Origin of the sequence: Streptomyces lycii, assembly GCF_009735685.1 — a bacterium.
Classification (GTDB): domain Bacteria; phylum Actinomycetota; class Actinomycetes; order Streptomycetales; family Streptomycetaceae; genus Streptomyces; species Streptomyces lycii.
Window position 1 is genome coordinate 1 of record NZ_WHPN01000272.1, and the last position, 18132, is coordinate 18132.

The window sequence follows — 18132 nt, forward strand, 5'->3', positions numbered from 1 at the left end:
GGCCGCGGCCCTGGTCACGCGGGCGCGGCCGGGGCCCGCCCGGCGCCTCCCGGCCTGCTTCCAGTACCGCGGCCGGACCTCTTTGACCTGCACGTCTGTGCAACGCGGTACCGGAGCAGTACGGTGGCGGCATGCCCGCCCTCAACATTGACTTCAGCGACGAGGAGTTGTCGGAGCTACGGGAAGCCGCACGGGAACGCGGCGTGACGCTCAAGGCGCTGGTGCGCGAGGCCGTCACCGACGATCTGGCCCAGCGGCGCGCCATGGCCGAGGCGACGCAGATCTTCCGCTCCTTCGTCGTCGACAACGCCGACGCGTTCGACGAGGCCTTCCCCGACGACGCTCCCGCGGCCCACGGGAACCGGCGCGGAGCCGCCTGAGACGTGGACCTGCTCATCGACATCCGCTGGCTGCTCGCCCGCCAGACCGAGATCCTGCCGACCGACCCCGGCGTCGACGACTACTCCGCGCTCGCGGCGGCCGTCGCCCGCCACCGGGTCAACACCCCGCGCCTCGGCGAGCACGCCGACGCCGCCTGGCGCGCCGCCGCCCTGCTGCACACCATCATCCAGCTCAAGCCGCTGCCGTCGCGCAACGCGCTCTTCGCGTGCGGCATCGCCGTCGCCTACATGCACGCCTCGCACGAGGGCATCGACCCTCCGTACGGCGCGCTGATCGAGCTGGTCAAGGATCTGCAGTCCGCAGAGTCCACGGTCTACGGGGCCGCCGGGCTGATCCGCTCCTGGCGCATCTGAGGCGCCCGCCGCGCACGGTCCGCGGCACACCGGACCGCCTGCGCGCCGCCCCCGCCCGCACCGGCGGTCCGCCCGCACCGGCGGTCCGCCTCGCCGCGTCCGCCGTCCTGCCGCCGCGTCCGCCGAGCCGCGATGGCGGTGGCTGCCGTGGCGCCGGGCCTGCCGACGGCGCGGGGCCGGCCGGTCCCCGGCGCCTTCCCGGGGCCCCGCTGCCTCCCGAGCCCCGCTGCCTCCCCGAGACCGCGGGGTCTTGCAGGGGCCGCGGGGCCTTCCGGGCCGCGAGGTCCTCGCGTCCGCCGCCCCGCGGGTCAGCCGCCGGCGCCGGGCGACCGGTGGCGGACCGCCGAGCCGGTGCGCTCCTTGACGACCTCCAGCTGCACGGGAATCCGCCTGCGCAGATCGGGGACGTGGCTGACGATGCCGACGGCCCGGTCCCGCTCGCGCAGCGAGTCGAGCACGTCGAGGACCTCGTCCAGCGTCTGCTCGTCGAGACTGCCGAAGCCCTCGTCGATGAACAGGGTGTCGAGCCGGGTGCCGCCCGCCTCGTCCGTGACGACGTCGGCGAGGCCGAGGGCCAGCGCCAGCGAGGCGAAGAACGTCTCGCCGCCGGAGAGCGTGGCGGTGTCCCGCTCGCTGCCCGTCCACGCGTCCACGACGTGCAGCCCCAGCCCGCTGCGGCCGCGGCCGGAGGTGCGGGCGTCGGAGTGGACCAGGGTGTAGCGGCCCGCCGACATCTTCCGCAGCCGGGTGTTCGCCGCGGCCGCGACCTGTTCGAGCCGGGCGGCCAGCACGTACGACTCCAGGCGCATCCGGCGTTCGTTCTCGGCGGAGGTGCCGGCGGCGAGCCCGGCGAGGCGCGCGATCCGCTCGTACTCCTCGCGCAGCGGCGCCAGGCGGCGGGCACCCTCGAGGGCCCGGGCGGAGAGGCGGTCCAGCTCGGCGCACCGCCCGTCGGCCCCGGCCTGGGCCGCGGAGGACGCGCGCAGCCGGCCGGTGGCCTGCTCCAGTGCCGCGCGGGCTGCCTCCGCGTCCGCGGGCGGGCGGGCCGCCGCGGCGGCGACGTCCGGGTCGGCGAGTTCAGCGGCGACGGCGGCGCTCTCGGCCTGCCAGCGGTCGAGGCGGTGCTGGAGCTCGCGCCAGCCGCTGTCGGGCAGCACGGCGCCGGCCGCGTCGCCCGGCGTGTCGAACCCGGCCCGGTAGGCGGCGTCGGCGAGTCGCGCGTCGGCCTCCTTCAGCCGCTCGGCGGCGGCCTCCGCGTCGCGCACGGCCTCGGCGGCCTCCGCGAGCACCGCGGCGCGCCGCTCCAGCTGTCCGGCCCGTTCGGCGACGGTGGCCGCTCCGCCCCGGGCCTGCGCGAGCCCGGCCTCGATGCCGTGCAGCTCCTGGTCCAGGGCGTCGCGGCGTGAGGCGCGCGCGGCGGCGCGCCGCTCCGCGTCCCGGCGGCCCTCCAGACGGCGGGCGTGTTCCTGTTCGGCGTGTTCGAGGGCGGCGCGCGCGTCCAGGGCGCCCGCCGCGGTGGCGCGGGCCCCGGCATGGGCGTGGCGCAGTTCCGCGGCCAGCTCCCGCAGCCGGTCCGCCGGTTCCTCGCCGGCTTCCGCGCCGGCGGTCTCCAGGGCGTCCCGAAGCGACTGGAGGTGCCGTTCCGCCTCCTCGCGAGCCGTCTCGGCACGCTGGTGGGCGTCGTGGGCCGCCTCTTCGGCCGCCCGGTCGACGTGGTCCGCCTCCGCCCGGGCGGGGCGCGGGTGTTCGGCGGAGCCGCAGACGGCGCAGGGCTCGCCCGGGGTGAGTCCGGCGGCCAGCTCGGCGGCGATGCCGAGCAGCCGGCGCTCCTTCAGCTCCAGCCAGCGCCGCTTGGCCTCCGCCGCCTGCTCCCGGGCGCGCAGGAGGTGTTCCCGGGCCGTGCCGAGGCGTCCGGTGAGGTCGTCGCGCCGCTCGGCGGCCCGCAGCCGCCGCTCGGCCGGTTCGATCCGCCCGGCGAGGGATTCGGCCCGGGTGGCGGCCTCCTGGGCCTCCTCGATACGCCGCTGGTGCTCCGCGCGCACCGAGTCCCAGCGGCCGAGCCAGTCGGCCGTCTCCGCGAGCACGTCCTCGTCGGTACCGGCCTCCCGGTCGAGAGCCGCGCGTTCCGCGGCGATCTCGGCGGCCCGCTGCTCGGCGCGCCGGGCCGCGGCGAGACCGCCGAGCCGCTCCCGGTACTCCCCCGCGAGTTCCGCGAGGCGCGCGGCTCCCTCGCCGGCGGCCCCGGACGGCAGCCGGCCGCGGGCCCGCCGCTCCCGCTCGCACGCCGCCCGGTGGGCGCGTCCCGTCTCCTCCCGCAGTTCCAGGGCGTCCACGACCCGGGACGCGGCGCGGGCGCGGTCGAGCCGGGCGCGTACCCGCTCGCGCTCCGGCCCGGCCTCCTCCAGCGCGGCGGAGCGGGCCAGCGCGTCGGCGTGCCGCCGCTGGAGGCGGGCGAGTTCGGCGACGGACTCGTGCTCGCGCCGGGCCGCGGCGTACGCGTCCTCGGCCGCGCGGGCGGCCGCCGCGGCGATGTCCCGGCGTTCGCGGGCTCCGGCACGGGCGACGGCGGCCCACTCCAGGACGGCTGCGGCCAGGCCCGGTTCACCCGGCGCGGCCCCGGGCAGCGGGAGCCCGTCGGAACCGGTGTCCCCGGCGGCCTGGGCCATCCGGTGCGCCAGCGCGAGGAGTTCGCCGTCCGCGCCGGTGACCTGTTTCTCGGCGGTGCGCCGCAGTTCGGCGAGGCGTTCCTCGACGGCGGCGAAGCGGCGGGTGTCGAAGAGCCGGCCGAGCAGTTTGCCGCGCTCCTCGGCCCCGGCCCGCAGGAAGCGCGAGAAATCGCCCTGGGGCAGCAGGACCACCTGGCAGAACTGGTCCTTGCTCATGCCGAGCAGCTGCCCGATCTCCTCACCGATCTCCTGGTGGGAACGGCTCAGCGCCCGCCAGCCGTCCGGCCCGCGTTCGCGCAGCCAGGACTGCGCCTTGTCGCGGGTGTGGCCGGTGCCGCGCTTCTTCGGACGGAGCTGTTCGGGCCGCCGGGTGACTTCCAGCCGCCGGCCCGCGACGGTGAACTCGAGCCGGACCTCGGTCGGCGTCAACGGGTCGGCGTGGTCGCTGCGCAGCGCCGGGACGCTGCCGTGCCGGGCGCCGGGGACCCCTCCGTACAGCGCGTAGCAGACGGCGTCCAGCACGGAGGTCTTGCCCGCGCCGGTGGGGCCGTGCAGCAGGAACAGTCCGGCGGCGGACAGCGCGTCGAAGTCGGCCTCCTCCGTGCCGGCGAAGGGCCCGAAGGCGGTGACGCGGAGCCGGTGCAGCCTCATCGGGCGACCTCGCGGGCGGTGTCGTCGACGCGCACGGTGTCCAGGGCCTGCCGGAGAAGGTCGCGTTCGGGCGTGTCGGGCCCGCTGCCGCCCCGTACGTGCCCCACGAAGTCCTCGGCGATCTGCTGGTCGGTCCGGCCGCCGAGCCGACGGGCGTAGGAGGCCGACGGGTCACCGGGGGCCCGGTCGGGCTCGAAGGCGAGGGCGAGGACGTGCGGGAAGCGCCGGGCGAGGCGGGCCATCGGCTCGTGCGGCCGGACGGGGTCGGTGAGCGTCGCCTCCACCCAGGCCGTCTCGGCCGCGTCCAGCGCCGGGTCCGCGAGCAGTTCCTCCAGCGGTCCGGTGATCCGCGCCAACGGGCGGGGCACGGGGCAGTCGACGCGCTCGGCGGCGATCTCCCCGCGGGGGCCGAGGTCGACGAGCCACACGGACTTGCGGTGGTCCGCCTCGGAGAAGGAGTAGGCGAGGGGGGATCCGGAGTAGCGGACGCGGTCGGTGATGGCCTGGCAGCCGTGGAGGTGGCCGAGGGCCGCGTAGTCGACGCCGTCGAAGACGGAGGCGGGCACGGCCGCGACCCCGCCGACGGTGATGTCCCGCTCGCTGTCGCTGCCCGCGCCGCCGGAGACGAAGGCGTGGGCCAGCACGACGGACCGGGTCCCTGCGGGGCGTGCCGCCAGATCGCGGCGTACCCGGTCCATGGCGGCGGCGAGCACCTCGGTGTGCCCGGCGCGTTCGGCGCCCAGCAGGTCGCGGACCAGGGCCGGTTCCAGATAGGGCAGCCCGTAGCAGGCGACCTCGCCGTGCGCGTCGGCCAGCACGACGGGCGTCCCGATGCCTTCGGGATCGGTGCGCAGATGGATGCCGGCCTGCTCCATCAGCCCGGCACCGACCCCGAGCCGGCGCGCCGAGTCGTGGTTGCCGGAGATCATCACGACGGGCACGCCCAGGGCGGCGAGCCGGTGCAGGGCGCTGTCGTACAGCTCGACGGCCGGCAGCGGGGGCACCGCGCGGTCGTAGACGTCGCCCGCGACCAGCACGGCGTCGACCCGCTGCTCGCGCGCGGTGGCGACGAGGTGGTCGATGAAGGCGGCCTGGGCGTCCAGCAGCCCGACCCGGTGGAAGGACCGGCCCAGATGCCAGTCGGAGGTGTGCAGAAATCTCACGACCGGGCACCCACCTGCGTCCCCACCCTTCCGTCCGGCCGGGCCGGCGCGGGCGTCCCGCGGTCACCACGGGCCGCCCCGGCCCCGGCCGGCGCTCGGCTCTCCTAGGGCGACATCCTCTCACCCGTGGGGGGCGGCGTCAGGCGGCCCCCGCCGGCTCGCCGGCCGGCCGCCCGGCCGGGGCCCGCGCGGGTCAGCCCGGGGTGATGCGCCCGCGCCAGGCCCCGCTCTCGCTCCCGCGGTGCTCGATGTACTCCTTGAAGCGCTGCATGTCTCCCTTGATCCGCCGGTTGAGCACTCCGGTCAGGTCCGCGGCCTTCTCGGCGGCGTCGGTGGGCTCGACGTCCATCGCCAGTTCCACCCGGGTGTGCGTGTCGTCGACGCGCTGGAAGGTGACGATGCCGTGCTGCCGGACCTCCCCGGTGGTCGTGCGCCACGCGACGCGCTCGTCGGGGAGCTGGTCCACGATCTCCGTTTCGAACTCCCGCCGTACGCCCGCGATCTTCGCCGTCCAGCGGTTGTGCCGGTCGTCGATCTGGGTGATCCGCTCGACACCCTCCATGAACTGGGGGAACTCCTCGAACTGCGTCCACTGGTTGTAGGCCGTGCGGACCGGGACCTGCACCTCGACGGACTCCTTGACCATGCCCATCTCGCGTCTCCTTTCCTCGGCGGTCGCGGCGGTCGGCGCCGCACCGACCCGCGTGCCCGCCCTCCGGCCGGGAACACATCCGGATGGCCCTGGGGCGGGCCCGGAAAGCTCCCGGCCGGGAAAGGCGCAGGTCAGGCGGTGTCGGGTGCGGTCCCCCAGATCAGGGTGTCCCCGTCGTGGAGGGTCAGGCCGGGCGCCTCGGCGAGTTCGGCGGTCAGACCGGTGTACGACCAGTCGTCGGCCGGGTCCCAGTCGCCGGAGGAGGTGATGCGGAACTGGATCTCCCGGCGGTGCTGGGACTGGCCGCCCGGGTGGATCGTCTCCCCGGAGCAGTCGACGGTGACGTAGTGGACACCGCCGCCGGCGGCTGTCGGGCCGGTGGGGTCGGCGCACTGGTTGTAGGGCGAGGTGAGGGTGATCTGTTCCGGGTCGACGCCCGGTTCGAGCGTGAACCAGTAGCGCAGGGAACCCTGTTCGAGCGAACGGGCGGGCCAGCCGGAGGCGTTCCGCACGATGGCCTTGACCTCGGTGAAGTTCTCGCCGCTGATGCTGACGGCCGCCTCGGTCCAGATTTCCGGGCCGTCCGGCTCCTCCGGCACCGGGAAGCCGGCGAGCGGCGCGCCGCCGTACTCCTGGTACAGCCGGGCGAGCGCGCCGGTGAAGCCCGCGTTGTAGTCGGTCGCCACCTCGTTGGCGACATAGTCCTTGCGGTCGTCGGTGTACGCGTCGTCGTTGGTGCCGGGGCCGCCGACCAGCGCCCCGTACAGCACGTGGCGCTGCTCCACCGGGTTGTCCATGCTGTCCAGCCACGAGCCGTGCGAGGTGCGGTGGTGGGGTTTCGTGGGCGGGTTCTCACCGAAGCCGACGACATAGCTGGAGCCGCGCGGGTTGGAACCGAGGGCATAGTCGATCTGCTGTTTGGCGAAGTCGTGGTAGCGGGCGCTGCGTTCGGGATCGTCGAGCCCGTCGGCGTGCACGAGGGCGACGAAGGCGGTGTTGGCGGCGTACCGCAGGGAGCCCCAGGTGTCGAGCACGGCCTGGCCGCCGGGCGAGTAGCGGACCCGCTGCCCGTTCACCCCGACCGTCCAGTAGTCGAGCCAGCGGTTGGTGTCGTCGGTGTACCGCTGCTTCCCGGTGAGCCGGGCGAGCAGCGCGTAGGCGCCGTAGGACTTGTCGTCCCAGGCGATGGTCCACTTGTAGGACCTGGTCTCGGACTGCGGCTCGGTGGAGAGGTCGTCGTAGTACGTCTCGGCCTTCTCCAGATAGGACGCCTCGCCGGTGGCCCGGTGCAGCCAGATGGCGCCCCAGACGAGTTCGTCCTCGTAACCGCTGTGGGACTTGTAGTAGCTCGCGGCGTCGGTGATGCAGTCGGAGTAGACGCCGCGGTGGTTGTCGGCGAAGTCGTAGAGCTGGCGGGCGTGGGTGAGGAGGGTGTCCGCGTAGGCGGGGTCGGAGTCCCGGAACACCATGGAGGAGGCGGCCATCGCGGCGGCGGTCTCGCCCGCGAGGTCGGAGCCGGGGCAGGACGCTGTGATCTTGTACGCGGGGCGGTCCATCTGCATGACCTCGGCCGGGCCCCACCACTTGTGGTCGGCGCCGCCGTTGCCGACCTGGCCGTAGAGGACGTCCGGCTCCGGGTGGGCCTTGACGAAGTAGTCGTTGACCCAGCGCAGGCTGGACTCGAGGTGGGCGAGCTGCCCGCTGCCGGCGTACGCCTGCGGGTACTCGACGGCGCCCCAGGCGAGCATCGTGGCGGTGAAGGCCATGGGCAGGCCGAACTTGACGTGGTCACCGGCGTCGTACCAGCCGCCGGTCAGGTCCAGTCCGGCGTCGGCGCCGTCGTCGAGGCCGGAGTCGCCGCGCCAGCCGACCCGGAAGTCGTCGGGCAGGTCTCCGGAGCGCTGGGCGTCGTAGAAGTAGAGCGATTTCTGCAGCGCCTCGGCGTAGTTGTGCTCCGGCGCGGCCTGCGCCGGCGATGCGGGGGCGACGGTGAGGGCGGTGACGGCGCAGGCCAGAGCCGCCGCGGCGGCGACGACCGCGCGGCGGAGTCTTCGGATGCGGGACATGGGGCTGCTCCCTCGAGGATCCCGGCGGAGAGGGAGATCCCCGGAGTGGGAGCGCTCCCATAGGCGAGCCACATGCTCCTGGGGCGCCCGGTGCCTGTCAAGCGTCCGGACGTCCGCCCGTGCCTTCGCCCGTTCCCCCGCCCGTACCTCCGAGGACCAGCACCTGGATGGCCAGTACCGCGGCCCCGCGCGCCCAGTCGTGGAAGTCGGAGACCTTGGTCTCCAGCGGAACCGGCTCGGCGAGGGGGTGGCGGTGGGCCGCGATCGTGTCGGTGACGACACCGCCCGCCACGTCGACCAGACCGACGCCCTCCCCGGCCAGCAGGATCTTCTGCGGCATCACGAAGTTGGCGATCTGGGCGAGGAGCACCCCGAGTCCGCGCGCCGCCTCACCGACGACCCGGGCCGCCACGGGCTCGGCGCGCCGGGCGCGCGCGAGAATGTCCTCGTAGTCCGCGTCGCCGCCGGTGGCCGCCCGCACCTGGCGTTCGACGGCGGGGATCGTCAGCAGCGCACCCGCGCTGCCGCGCCGGCCGTCGGGGCCGAGCGGGCCGGACGGGTCCAGGATCCAGTGCTCGGGGGTGCGGCGCCCGTCGTGCGCGCCCCGGACCTGCCGGCCGCCGATGACCAGGCCGTAGCCGACGCCCGCCCCGATGGTCAGAACGACGAACCGGTCCAGGCCGCGGCCCGCGCCGAACCAGGTCTCCGACTCGGTCAGCGCCACGACGTCGTTCTCCAGCACGACCGGCAGTCCCGTGCGCTCCGCGAGAAGCTCCGCGAACGGCACCTCCTCCCAGTCCAGATAGGGCGACTCGGCGACCACCGCGCGGTCGCGCACGCGGCCCCCGATGCCTGCTCCGACGCCCGCCAGCCGCGGGTACTCCTCGGCGAACCCGGCGATCACGGCGTGCGCCGTCTCCGCGACGGTGTCCGGGTCCCGGGCGGGGAGAGGGCTCGACGCCCGCCGGACGACGGTGCTCTTGAGGGTGGTGACGACCCCGTACACCGTGTCCGCCGTGACCTTGAGACCGACGAAGTGCCAGGGGTCGGTCACGATGTCGAGGGGCCGGCCCGGGCGCCCCTGCCCCGTCACCGGGGCCGGTCCGCTCCGCTCCGTCAGCAGTCCGGCGTCGATCAGCGGCTTGGCGAGCCGGGTAATACTGCCGCCGGACATGCCGAGCCTGCGCGCGATCTCGCTGCGGGAGCTGGGCCCGTGCCGCAGCACCTCGATCGCGACGGCCCGCTCGGCGGGGCTCAGCGGTCTCCATCTGGCCGTCGGCACATCGCGCAACGCCGTCTCCGTCCCCGGTGCGATTGTCCTCCGTAAATTCTGCCCAGAACTATATCCGGCCGTCAGCAGCCTCGAAAGTGGTTCGGAACACACCCTTGACACCCTCTTAACTTCGGATTGAAAGTAACTCGCAGCCGCAGAGACGGACGGAGGGCCTCCTTATGGCCATCAACCCGGCACCCGCGCCGGTGCGTCACCGCTCCCGGCGCGCGGACCGTTCCGGCCCGGCGGGCGGAGGCGACGGGCCGCTCGCCCTGGCGTTCGCCGCCCCGGCCCTGCTGGGCTTCGCGGTCTTCCCCTCTGGCCGACGCTGCGCGGCGTCTATCTCAGCTTCACCGAGTTCAGCCTGTTGCAGCCGGAGCGCTGGGTGGGGCTGGACAACTACCGGCGGCTGGCGAACGACCCGGTGTTCTGGAACTCCCTGTGGGTCACCGTCGAGTACGTCGTCGTCAACATCGGCGTGCAGACGGTGGCCGCCCTGCTCATCGCCGTCCTCATGCACCGGCTGACCCGCTCCACGGTGCTGCGCGGCATCGTCCTCGCGCCGTACCTGGTGGCCAACGTGGTGGCGGGAATCGTCTGGCTGTGGATCCTCGACACCCAGCTCGGTATCGGCAACGAGGTCCTGAAATGGCTGGGCATCGAGCCGGTCGCCTTCTTCGGCGACGAGGACTGGGCGATTCCGACCATCGCCCTGGTCAACGTCTGGCGGCACATGGGCTACACGGCCCTGCTGCTCTTCGCCGGCCTGCAGACCATCCCGAACACGCTCTACGAGGCGGCCCAGGTGGACGGAGCCGGTGAGTGGCGGATGTTCCGCTCGATCACCCTGCCGCTGCTGCGGCCGATCATCGGGCTGGTCATGATCATCACGGTGATCGGCTCGTTCCAGGTGTTCGACACGGTCTCGGTCACCACCGACGGCAAGCCGGGCAACGCGACGAACGTCCTCCAGCTCTACATCTACGACCTGGCCTTCGGCCGCTTCCAGTTCGGCTACGCCTCCGCCATCTCCGTGGCCCTGATGCTGCTGCTCGCCGCCGTCACCGTCGTGCAGTACCGGCTCACCCGGGCCGGCCGGACCGATCTCGACTGACGCCCCCGGCGACCACCGCCGGCCACACCCCGAGCAGCCGACGAAGGGAAGGCCCCGCCATGACGGCGACGATCACGCCGCCCACGCCGCGCCGTGCACCGCGGGCCGAGCGGCCCCCGCGGCGCCCGCGTCCGACCCCGGGACGCGTCGTCGCCTGGGCCGCGATGGCCCTGATCGTCCTGCTGACGCTCTTCCCGTTCTACTGGATGCTGCGCACCGCGCTCTCGACGAACACCGCGCTGCCCGCGGGCGCGGGGTCACCGCTTCCGGCGGACTTCAGCTGGGGCGGCTTCCTGCGCGCCCTCGGGCTCCAGAGCACCGAGGACGCGCTGGCCGAGGGCGGTGCCGGGGGCTCCCTGGACTTCTGGCGCTACCTCGCCAACTCGGTGTTCGTCTCCACCCTCGTCACCGGCTGCCAGCTGCTGTTCTCCGCGATGGCCGCCTACGCCTTCTCCCGGCTGCGCTGGCGCGGCAGGGACACCGTCTTCGCGCTCGTGCTCGGCGGCCTGATGGTGCCGACCGTGTTCACGCTGCTGCCCAACTTCGTGCTGGTGAAGGATCTGGGGCTGGTCGACACCCTGCTCGGCATCGCGCTGCCGACGATGTTCATGACCCCCTTCGCCGTCTTCTTCCTGCGCCAGTTCTTCCTCACCGTCCCCCGGGAGGTGGAGGAGGCGGCGCTGCTCGACGGGGCGGGCAAGGTCCGGGTGTTCTTCCGGCTGATCCTGCCGATGGCGGGCTCCCCGCTGGCCACGCTCGGCATCCTCACGTACGTCACGGCCTGGAACGACTACTTCTGGCCGCTGATGGTGTCCTACAGCGACAGCTCACGGGTGCTCACCGTCGCCCTCAGCGTCTTCCGTTCCCAGACCCCGCAGACCGGCACCGACTGGGCGGGGCTGATGGCCGCCACGTTCATCGCGGCCCTGCCCATGATCGCGCTGTTCGCCCTGCTGGCACGGCGCGTCGTCAACTCCATCGGTTTCAGCGGCATCAAGTGAAGGAGGTGTACCGATGAGGTACGAACCGGCGCGGGCGGTCCGGCGCCGCTCCCGGCGGCCCGGGAACCGGCGCGCGGCGTTCGCGACAGCGGCCGTGATGTCCTTCCTGACCCTCGCCGCGGCGGGGTGCGCGCCGCAGGGCGGCCAGGGCGGGGACGGCCGGACGATCTCCTACTGGCTGTGGGACGCGAACCAGCTCCCCGCCTACCAGGCGTGCGCGAAGGCGTTCCAGCGGGAGAATCCCGGGCTGCGGGTGGACATCTCGCAGGTCGGCTGGGAGTCGTACTGGACGAAGCTGACCTCGAGCTTCATCGCGGGTACCCAGCCCGACGTCTTCACCAACCGGGTCAACATGCTGCCGCAGTTCGTGAAGCTCGGGGTGCTGGCGCCGCTCGACGAGCTGGGCCCGACCCGCTCCCTGCGCGACGCCGACTACCAGCCGGGGCTGGCACGGTCCTGGACCGGCCGGGACGGCCACCGCTACGGCGCGCCGAAGGACTGGGACACGGTCGCGGTCTTCTACAACAAGGAGCACACCCGGGCGGCGGGCATCAGCGACCGGGAGCTGAACTCCCTGGACTGGAATCCGCGCGACGGCGGCAGCTTCGAGAAGACCGTCGCCCGGCTCACCGTCGACGCGAACGGAAGGCGGGGCGACGAGCCGGGCTTCGACAAGGACCGGGTGGTGCGCTACGGCATGGCGGCCCAGGACCCCGGCACCTATGACGGCCAGACCCAGTGGAGCCCCTTCACCGGGTCGACGGGCTGGAAGTACACCGACAAGGAGCTGTGGGGCGAGCACTACAACTTCGACAGCGAGACGTTCCAGTCCACCCTCGACTGGTACTACGGCCTCGCCGAGAAGGGGTACATGGCGCCCTTCGAGACGTATTCGGAATCCAACCACCCCGAGACCCAGATGGGCGCGGGCAAGGCCGTCCTCACCGTGAACGGATCCTGGATGCTGTCCACCTTCGCCGGTCTGGAGGGCGTGGACCTCGGCATCGCGCCGACCCCCGTGGGGCCCTCCGGCGAGCGGGCGTCGATGATGGGCGGCCTCGCCGACTCCGTCACCCGGGCTTCGCCGCGCAAGCGGGCGGCGGCCGAGTGGGTCGCCTTCCTGGCCTCCGACCAGTGCCAGAAGCTGGTGGGGCGGGACGCGACCGTCTTCCCGGCCACCCCGGCGGGGACCCGCGCCGCCGTCGCGGAGCACCGCAGGAACGGCCTGGACGTCACACCGTTCACCCGGCACATCGAGGAGGGCACCACCTTCTCGTTCCCGGTCACGGACCATGCGGCGGACATTGAGGCGATCATGAAACCGGTGCTCCAGGACATCTACGCGGGCACTGCCCCCGTCGGCCGCCTCACGGAGACGAACCGGCAGATCAACTACCTCTTCGCCCACGACGGGTGACCGCGCCGGCCCACTGCCCGCAGGACGCCTCAGCGCCTCAGCTCCTCGAGCCCGCTCCTCGCGCCCGCACCCAACCCTCGCACTTGACCCGCACCCGCACCCGCACTCGGACCCGCACCCGCACCCGCACCCGCACCCGCACCCGCACTCGGACCCGCACCCGCACCCGCACCCGCACCCGCAGAAACGATCCCCCTGCCACCGAAGAACGACCCGATCCATCCATCCCCACCCGAAAGGTGACCCCCCGCGTGCCCTTCTCTCTCGGAATCGTCGGCGCCGGACAGTTCGCCGGACAGTTCGCCAAGCTGTTCCAGCTGCACCCCGGCGTCGGCGCCATCCATGTCACCGACCTGCTGCCCGATCGCGCGGCGCGACTCGTCGCCGACCGGGGGCTGGCCGGCACCGTGCCCACCTTCGACGACCTGCTGGCCAGCGATGTCGACGCGGTCGCGCTGTTCACCCAGCGCTGGACGCACGGCCCGCTCGCGGTGCGGGCCCTGCGAGCGGGCAAGCACGTCTACTCGGCCGTGCCGATGGCGGTCTCCGAGGAGGAGATCGCCGCGATCATCGACGCGGTGCGCGAGACCGGGCTGACGTACATGATGGGCGAGACCAGCCAGTACAACCCGGCCACCGTGTACGCCCGGGAACGGATCGCCGACGGCGGCTTCGGCCGGATGTTCTACGCCGAGGGCGACTACGTACACGACATGGACCTCGGCTTCTACGCGGCGTACCAGTACAGCGGCGGGGAGAACTGGAAGGCCACCGCCAGTTATCCGCCGCTGCTGTACCCCACCCACTCCATCGGCGGCGTGCTCGGCGCCTGGCAGACCCACGCGACGAGCGTCAGCGCGGTCGGCGTCACCGACGAGCGCGGTGACGGGGTGTTCGACCGGGAGATCAGCCAGTTCGGCAACGACTTCTCGAACGCCACCGCGCTGTTCGAGGTGGCGGGCGGCGGCTCGTTCCGCACCAACGAGTTCCGCCGGGTCGGCTATCCCTCGCACATACGGGAGTCCCGCTTCCGCTTCTTCGGCACCGAGGGAAGCCTGGAGCAGCTGGCGACGGTCAGCCTGTGGCAGGACAAGAAGGGCGTGCGGGACGTCTCCGAGCATCTTCAGGCGGTGCCCACGCTGTCCGCCGACGACCCGTCCCTCGCAAATGTGGCCCCGGAGCTGCGGGACGCCTTCGTCTCCGGTACGGCGCCCGTGCACGACCGTTCGCGGCTGCCCCGGGAGTTCGCGCACGCGCCCAACGGCCACGAGGGGAGCCATCACTTCCTGGTCGACGACTTCGTCACCGCCGTCGCCGAGGGCAGCCTGCCGTCCGTGCACGCCTGGGCCGCCGCCCGCTACACGCTGCCGGGCATCGTCGCGCACGCCTCGGCGCTGCGGGGCGGTGAGCGGCTGCCGGTGCCGGACTTCGGGGACGCGCCGGGCTGAGGCGGGGCGGAGCGGGCGGAGCGAGCGGTCGGGGAGGGCGGTACGGGGCCGGGAGGGCAGTACGGGGCCGGGTCGGTCCGGGATCCATGCGGCGGGGTGGCGGGGACAAGCCGCGCGGGCGGGAGGCGGCCCGGGAGACCCGGCGGTCCGGGAGGCGGCAGGTTCACTGACGCCTCCGCCCGGAACGGCGCCATCGCCGCCCCGCTGCCCGCCGCCCTGCCGACTGCCGACTGCGGGCAACGGGCAGCGGGCAGCGGGCAGCGGGACAACCGGACAACCGGCAGCGAAAATGTCGTCGTCGCCCGCCCGCGGGTCCGCTCGCCCGCGTGTCGATCCGCCCGCGGGTCCGCCCGCCCGCGTGTCGATCCGCCCGCGGGTCCGCCCGTCCGCTCCGTCAACCGTCCACGTAGGTGACCCCGCCGAGTTCCAGGGCCGCCGTTCCGGCGGTCGCGTCGGCGAGCCACGCGCGGAACCGGGCCACCTCGGCGTCGGGAATCCCCACGTCCAGCCGCACCCGCTCCCCGTAACGGACATCGCGTACGGCGCGGCCCGTCGCGCGCAGGTCGTTCTCCAGCTTCCCGGCGCGCTGGTGGTCCACGGTCACGGTGGCCAGCCGCAGCGGGCGGCGGGCCACCGTGCCGAGCGTGTCCAGCGCCTGCCCCACCGCGCCGCCGTACGCCCGGATCAGGCCTCCCGCGCCGAGCTGGATTCCGCCGAAGTAGCGGGTGACGACGGCGACGATGTCGCGCACCTCGCGGCGCAGCAGCATCTGGAGCATGGGCACTCCGGCGGTGCCGCCGGGCTCGCCGTCGTCACTGGACTTCTGGACGCCGCCGGCGGCGCCGATGACGTACGCGAAGCAGTTGTGTGTGGCCCCCGCGTGCTCCTCGCGGACGCGGCGGATCACGTCCTGCGCCTCCTGCTCGGTCGCGGCGGGCGCGAGCGTGGTGAGGAAACGGGACTTCTTGACCTCGGTCTCGTGCACGCCCTGGCGGGCCACCGTCCGGTACTGCTCCAGCATCGGGCCAGCCTATGCGCACGCCGTTCCGGTCCGGGAATGGCTGCGCCCCGGAACCTGTTCGACCAGGCATGTACGCAGACTCGGAGACCATCCGGCGGATCCTGACCGGCACCGGCGACACCTGGGCCGTGGTGGGACTGTCCTCGAACAGGGCACGGGCGGCCCACGGGGTCGCGGGGGTGCTGCAGCGGTACGGCAAACGCGTGGTGCCGGTGCATCCCAAGGCGGAGACGGTGCACGGCGAGCGGGGCTACGCCTCGCTGGAGGAGGTCCCGTTCCCGGTGGACGTGGTCGACGTCTTCGTGAACAGCGAGCTGGCCGGAGCCGTGGCCGACCAGGCGGTCGCGATCGGCGCGAAGGCCGTGTGGTTCCAGCTGGGGGTGGTGGACGAGGAGGCGTACCACCGGGTGCGCGACGCCGGACTCGACATGGTCATGGACCGGTGTCCGGCGATCGAGATCCCCCGGCTCGGCTGACGCGGCCGGCTCGGTCCCGTATCCGGCGCGCGGGTCCGTCCCGACCGCGCGGAACGGACCCGCGGCCCCCGTCCGTCCCGCTGTCCGTCCTCGTGCGGCCCGTCTTCCTGCGACCCGTCCTTTTGCGGCCCGTCCTCCCGCTGTCCGTCCTCCTGCGGCCCGGCGCTCCGTCCGCACGGGGCCGGTTCGTCGGCGCCCCGCCCGGCCCTGCCGGGCCGGGCGGGGCGCGGCGCGGTGCCCGGCGTTTCAGCTCGCGAGCCCATCGAGGAGGGTGGCGCCGGGCAGCCCGGCGAGCACCTTGCCGGTGACGATCAGCTTGCCGCGCCGACGGCCGCTGCCGATGACCAGATACGGGCGGTCCACGACGGCCGGGTCGATCAGCAGCGGCCAGTCGGCGGGGAGGCCGATCGGGGTGATGCCGCCGTACTCCATGCCCGTCTCCCCCACCGCCGTGTCCATCGGGGCGAAGGACGCCTTGCGCGCCGCGAGGTGCCGGCGCACCGTGCCGTTGACGTCGAGCCGGGTCGTCGACAGGACGACACAGGCGGCCAGGGTGGTCGCGCCGCCCCGCCGGCCCGCGACGACGACACAGTTCGCCGACGCCTCCAGGATCCCGGGGCCGTACGCCTCGGCGAGTACGGCGGTGTCCGCCTTGTCGGGGTCGGTGTCGACGTACAGGGCGTCCTCCGGCGGAACGGCGCCTTCCCAGGCGCGGACCGCCGCGGCGACGGGCGGACACAGTTCGTCGAGGCAGTCGGCGGCGGGGCGGGCTTCGCCGAAGTTGCCGATGGGTGCGCGCATGGCGGCACGCTAGCAAAGGCCGCGGGGGCGGAGCGGCGGGTGTTCAGCGGACGGGCGGGACGGACACCACCATGCTCATCTCGACGGCGGTCTTCCCGTCGTTGCGGTAGCTGTGGGGGCTGTCGGCCTCGAAGGTGGCGGAGGCCCCGGCGGGCACCCGGTAGTCCTCGCCGTCGACGGTGAGGGTCAGCTCACCGGCCCGCACGTGCAGCAGTTCGTACGTGCCCGGGGGGTGCGGGTCGGAGTCGCTGCCCTCCCCGGGCATCAGCTCCCAGCCCCAGAGTTCCAGCGGTCCCGGGGTCTGCGCGCCCGCGAGGAGGACGTTGGAGCTGCCGGCCTCGGTGGACCACATCCGGACGGCCTCGCCGGCGGGCACCAGCCGGACCCGCGGTTCCTGGTCGTAGTCGAGCAGGGTGGTGATGCTGACGCCGAGGGCGTCGGCGAGCTTCACGGTGATGCCGACACTCGGGTTCGTACGGGCCTGCTCGATCTGGATGATCATGCCCCGGCTGACGCCCGCGCGGGCGGCGAGAGCGTCCAGGGTGAAGTTCCGTTCGGCCCGCCAGCGCTTGAGGTTGCGCGCCAGAGCCTGGGTGAGGTGGTCGAGGTCCGTCACATGCAGTCCAATATTTTAGATTCTGTAGCTCATTTTTATGCACTACGATGAGCTGTACTTCAGCGTCCAACACACTGTACTTCGAGGTGCTACCCATGACAGCGGTCTTCGCGCTCGCCACCAGCCTGCTCTGGGGCCTGGCCGACTTCGGCGGCGGACTGCTGACCCGCCGCATACCGGCCCTGACGGTCGTGGTGGTCTCGCAGACCATCGCGGCCGCGGTCCTCGGTTTCATCGTGCTGGTCACCGGCGCCTGGCGGGAGGCCGGCCCGCAGCTGTGGTTCGCGGTGGCGGCGGGCGTGGTGGGGCCGGCGGCCATGCTGTCCTTCTACCGGGCCCTGGCCATGGGGCCGATGGGGGTCGTCTCACCGCTGGGCTCCCTCGGTGTCGCCGTCCCCGTCGGGGTCGGCCTGGTGCTGGGCGAACGCCCCGGCCTGCTCCAGGCGGCCGGCATCGTGGTCGCCGTCGCCGGTGTCCTGCTGGCGGGCGGCCCGGAGTTCCGCGGCGCTCCCGTGCAGCGGCAGGCGATCCTCTACACCCTGGTGGCGGCGTTCGGCTTCGGTGCCGTCATGGCGCTGATCGCCGAGGCGTCCTCGACGGTCACCGGGCTGTTCCTCGCCCTGTTCGTGCAGCGGATGATGAACATCGCCGTGGGCGGCGGGGCGCTGTGGATCTCCGTACGGCGCGGCGGCGCGGCCCTCCCGCCGCTGGAGGAGGGCGGCGCCGGAGTCGTCCGCGCGGGGCTGCCCGCACTGGCCTTCGTCGGCCTCGCCGACGTGGCCGCGAACGGCACCTATGCGACCGCCGCCCAGTACGGCCCGGTGACGGTGGCCGCCGTACTCGCCTCCCTCTACCCGGTGATCACCGCGCTCGCCGCCCGCGGACTGCTCAAGGAGCGGCTGCGGACCGTGCAGGCGCTGGGAGCCGGGCTCGCGCTGGCGGGCACGACACTGCTCGCGGCCGGCTGACTCCCGGCGCCCGCGAAGGTCCGCGGCAGTCCGTACGCCCGGAC

General features: G+C 73.7%; 15 protein-coding genes and 1 pseudogene. 8 read left to right on the forward strand and 8 right to left on the reverse strand.

The window, feature by feature from the left end; translation table 11 throughout:
• Positions 1–131: 131 nt before the first annotated feature.
• Positions 132–380, forward strand: a complete 249-nt coding sequence (locus GCU69_RS13905; protein ID WP_098750585.1) for a hypothetical protein — start codon at positions 132–134, stop codon at positions 378–380.
• A gap of 3 nt (positions 381–383) precedes the next feature.
• The gene (locus GCU69_RS13910) at positions 384–755 is read left to right on the forward strand and encodes a toxin Doc (RefSeq protein ID WP_098750586.1); all 372 of its coding nucleotides are present in this window, start codon (positions 384–386) and stop codon (positions 753–755) included.
• Positions 756–1063: 308 nt separating this feature from the next.
• On the opposite strand, the gene GCU69_RS13915 is transcribed toward GCU69_RS13910, so the two are convergent.
• From GCU69_RS13915 to GCU69_RS13935, 5 genes are all read right to left on the reverse strand, one after another.
• Positions 1064–4072 (reverse strand): AAA family ATPase, encoded by a 3009-nt coding sequence (locus GCU69_RS13915; protein ID WP_156206240.1) that lies wholly within the window; start codon positions 4070–4072, stop codon positions 1064–1066.
• Positions 4069–5235 carry an exonuclease SbcCD subunit D gene (locus tag GCU69_RS13920; RefSeq protein WP_098750588.1) on the reverse strand — a complete coding sequence of 389 codons (1167 nt, stop codon included), beginning with the start codon at positions 5233–5235 and terminating at the stop codon, positions 4069–4071. Before GCU69_RS13920 ends, GCU69_RS13915 begins: the two co-directional genes overlap by 4 nt.
• Positions 5236–5428: 193 nt before the next feature.
• On the reverse strand, positions 5429–5887 hold the full coding sequence (locus tag GCU69_RS13925; protein ID WP_098750589.1) for an SRPBCC family protein: 459 nt from the start codon (positions 5885–5887) through the stop codon (positions 5429–5431).
• Between the two features lie 131 nt (positions 5888–6018).
• On the reverse strand, positions 6019–7953 hold the full coding sequence (locus GCU69_RS13930) for a glycoside hydrolase family 9 protein (RefSeq protein ID WP_156206241.1): 1935 nt from the start codon (positions 7951–7953) through the stop codon (positions 6019–6021).
• Between the two features lie 97 nt (positions 7954–8050).
• A complete protein-coding gene (locus tag GCU69_RS13935; protein ID WP_235978462.1) occupies positions 8051–9244 on the reverse strand; it encodes an ROK family transcriptional regulator in 1194 nt (397 codons plus the stop codon).
• 161 nt (positions 9245–9405) lie between these two features.
• Between GCU69_RS13935 and GCU69_RS13940 the strand changes: the two are divergent.
• From GCU69_RS13940 to GCU69_RS13960, 4 genes and pseudogenes are all read left to right on the forward strand, one after another.
• Positions 9406–10340, forward strand: a pseudogene (locus GCU69_RS13940) (carbohydrate ABC transporter permease).
• Positions 10341–10399: 59 nt separating this feature from the next.
• Positions 10400–11341 (forward strand): carbohydrate ABC transporter permease, encoded by a 942-nt coding sequence (locus GCU69_RS13945; protein ID WP_098750593.1) that lies wholly within the window; start codon positions 10400–10402, stop codon positions 11339–11341.
• Between the two features lie 97 nt (positions 11342–11438).
• On the forward strand, positions 11439–12758 hold the full coding sequence (locus GCU69_RS13950; protein ID WP_156206251.1) for an ABC transporter substrate-binding protein: 1320 nt from the start codon (positions 11439–11441) through the stop codon (positions 12756–12758).
• Positions 12759–13009: 251 nt separating this feature from the next.
• Positions 13010–14206 (forward strand): Gfo/Idh/MocA family protein, encoded by a 1197-nt coding sequence (locus tag GCU69_RS13960; RefSeq protein WP_156206242.1) that lies wholly within the window; start codon positions 13010–13012, stop codon positions 14204–14206.
• A 394-nt stretch (positions 14207–14600) separates the two neighbouring features.
• Here the strand turns inward: GCU69_RS13960 and GCU69_RS13965 are convergent, their stop codons facing one another.
• Positions 14601–15227 carry a YigZ family protein gene (locus GCU69_RS13965; protein ID WP_098750650.1) on the reverse strand — a complete coding sequence of 209 codons (627 nt, stop codon included), beginning with the start codon at positions 15225–15227 and terminating at the stop codon, positions 14601–14603.
• Between the two features lie 68 nt (positions 15228–15295).
• Here GCU69_RS13965 and GCU69_RS13970 point away from each other — a divergent pair, with 68 nt between their 5' ends.
• Positions 15296–15703, forward strand: a complete 408-nt coding sequence (locus tag GCU69_RS13970) for a CoA-binding protein (protein WP_098750595.1) — start codon at positions 15296–15298, stop codon at positions 15701–15703.
• A gap of 246 nt (positions 15704–15949) precedes the next feature.
• Here GCU69_RS13970 and GCU69_RS13975 read toward each other — a convergent pair whose 3' ends face one another.
• Together GCU69_RS13975 and GCU69_RS13980 are read right to left on the reverse strand one after the other, a co-directional pair.
• Positions 15950–16504: a YbaK/EbsC family protein gene (locus tag GCU69_RS13975; RefSeq protein WP_098750596.1), complete on the reverse strand. Its 555-nt coding sequence runs from the start codon at positions 16502–16504 to the stop codon at positions 15950–15952.
• A 43-nt stretch (positions 16505–16547) separates the two neighbouring features.
• Positions 16548–17120: a helix-turn-helix domain-containing protein gene (locus tag GCU69_RS13980; protein WP_098750597.1), complete on the reverse strand. Its 573-nt coding sequence runs from the start codon at positions 17118–17120 to the stop codon at positions 16548–16550.
• Between the two features lie 95 nt (positions 17121–17215).
• Between GCU69_RS13980 and GCU69_RS13985 the strand changes: the two genes are divergently transcribed.
• Positions 17216–18088, forward strand: coding sequence for an EamA family transporter (locus GCU69_RS13985; protein WP_098750598.1), 873 nt, complete (start codon positions 17216–17218; stop codon positions 18086–18088).
• The last annotated feature ends 44 nt before the right edge of the window (positions 18089–18132 follow it).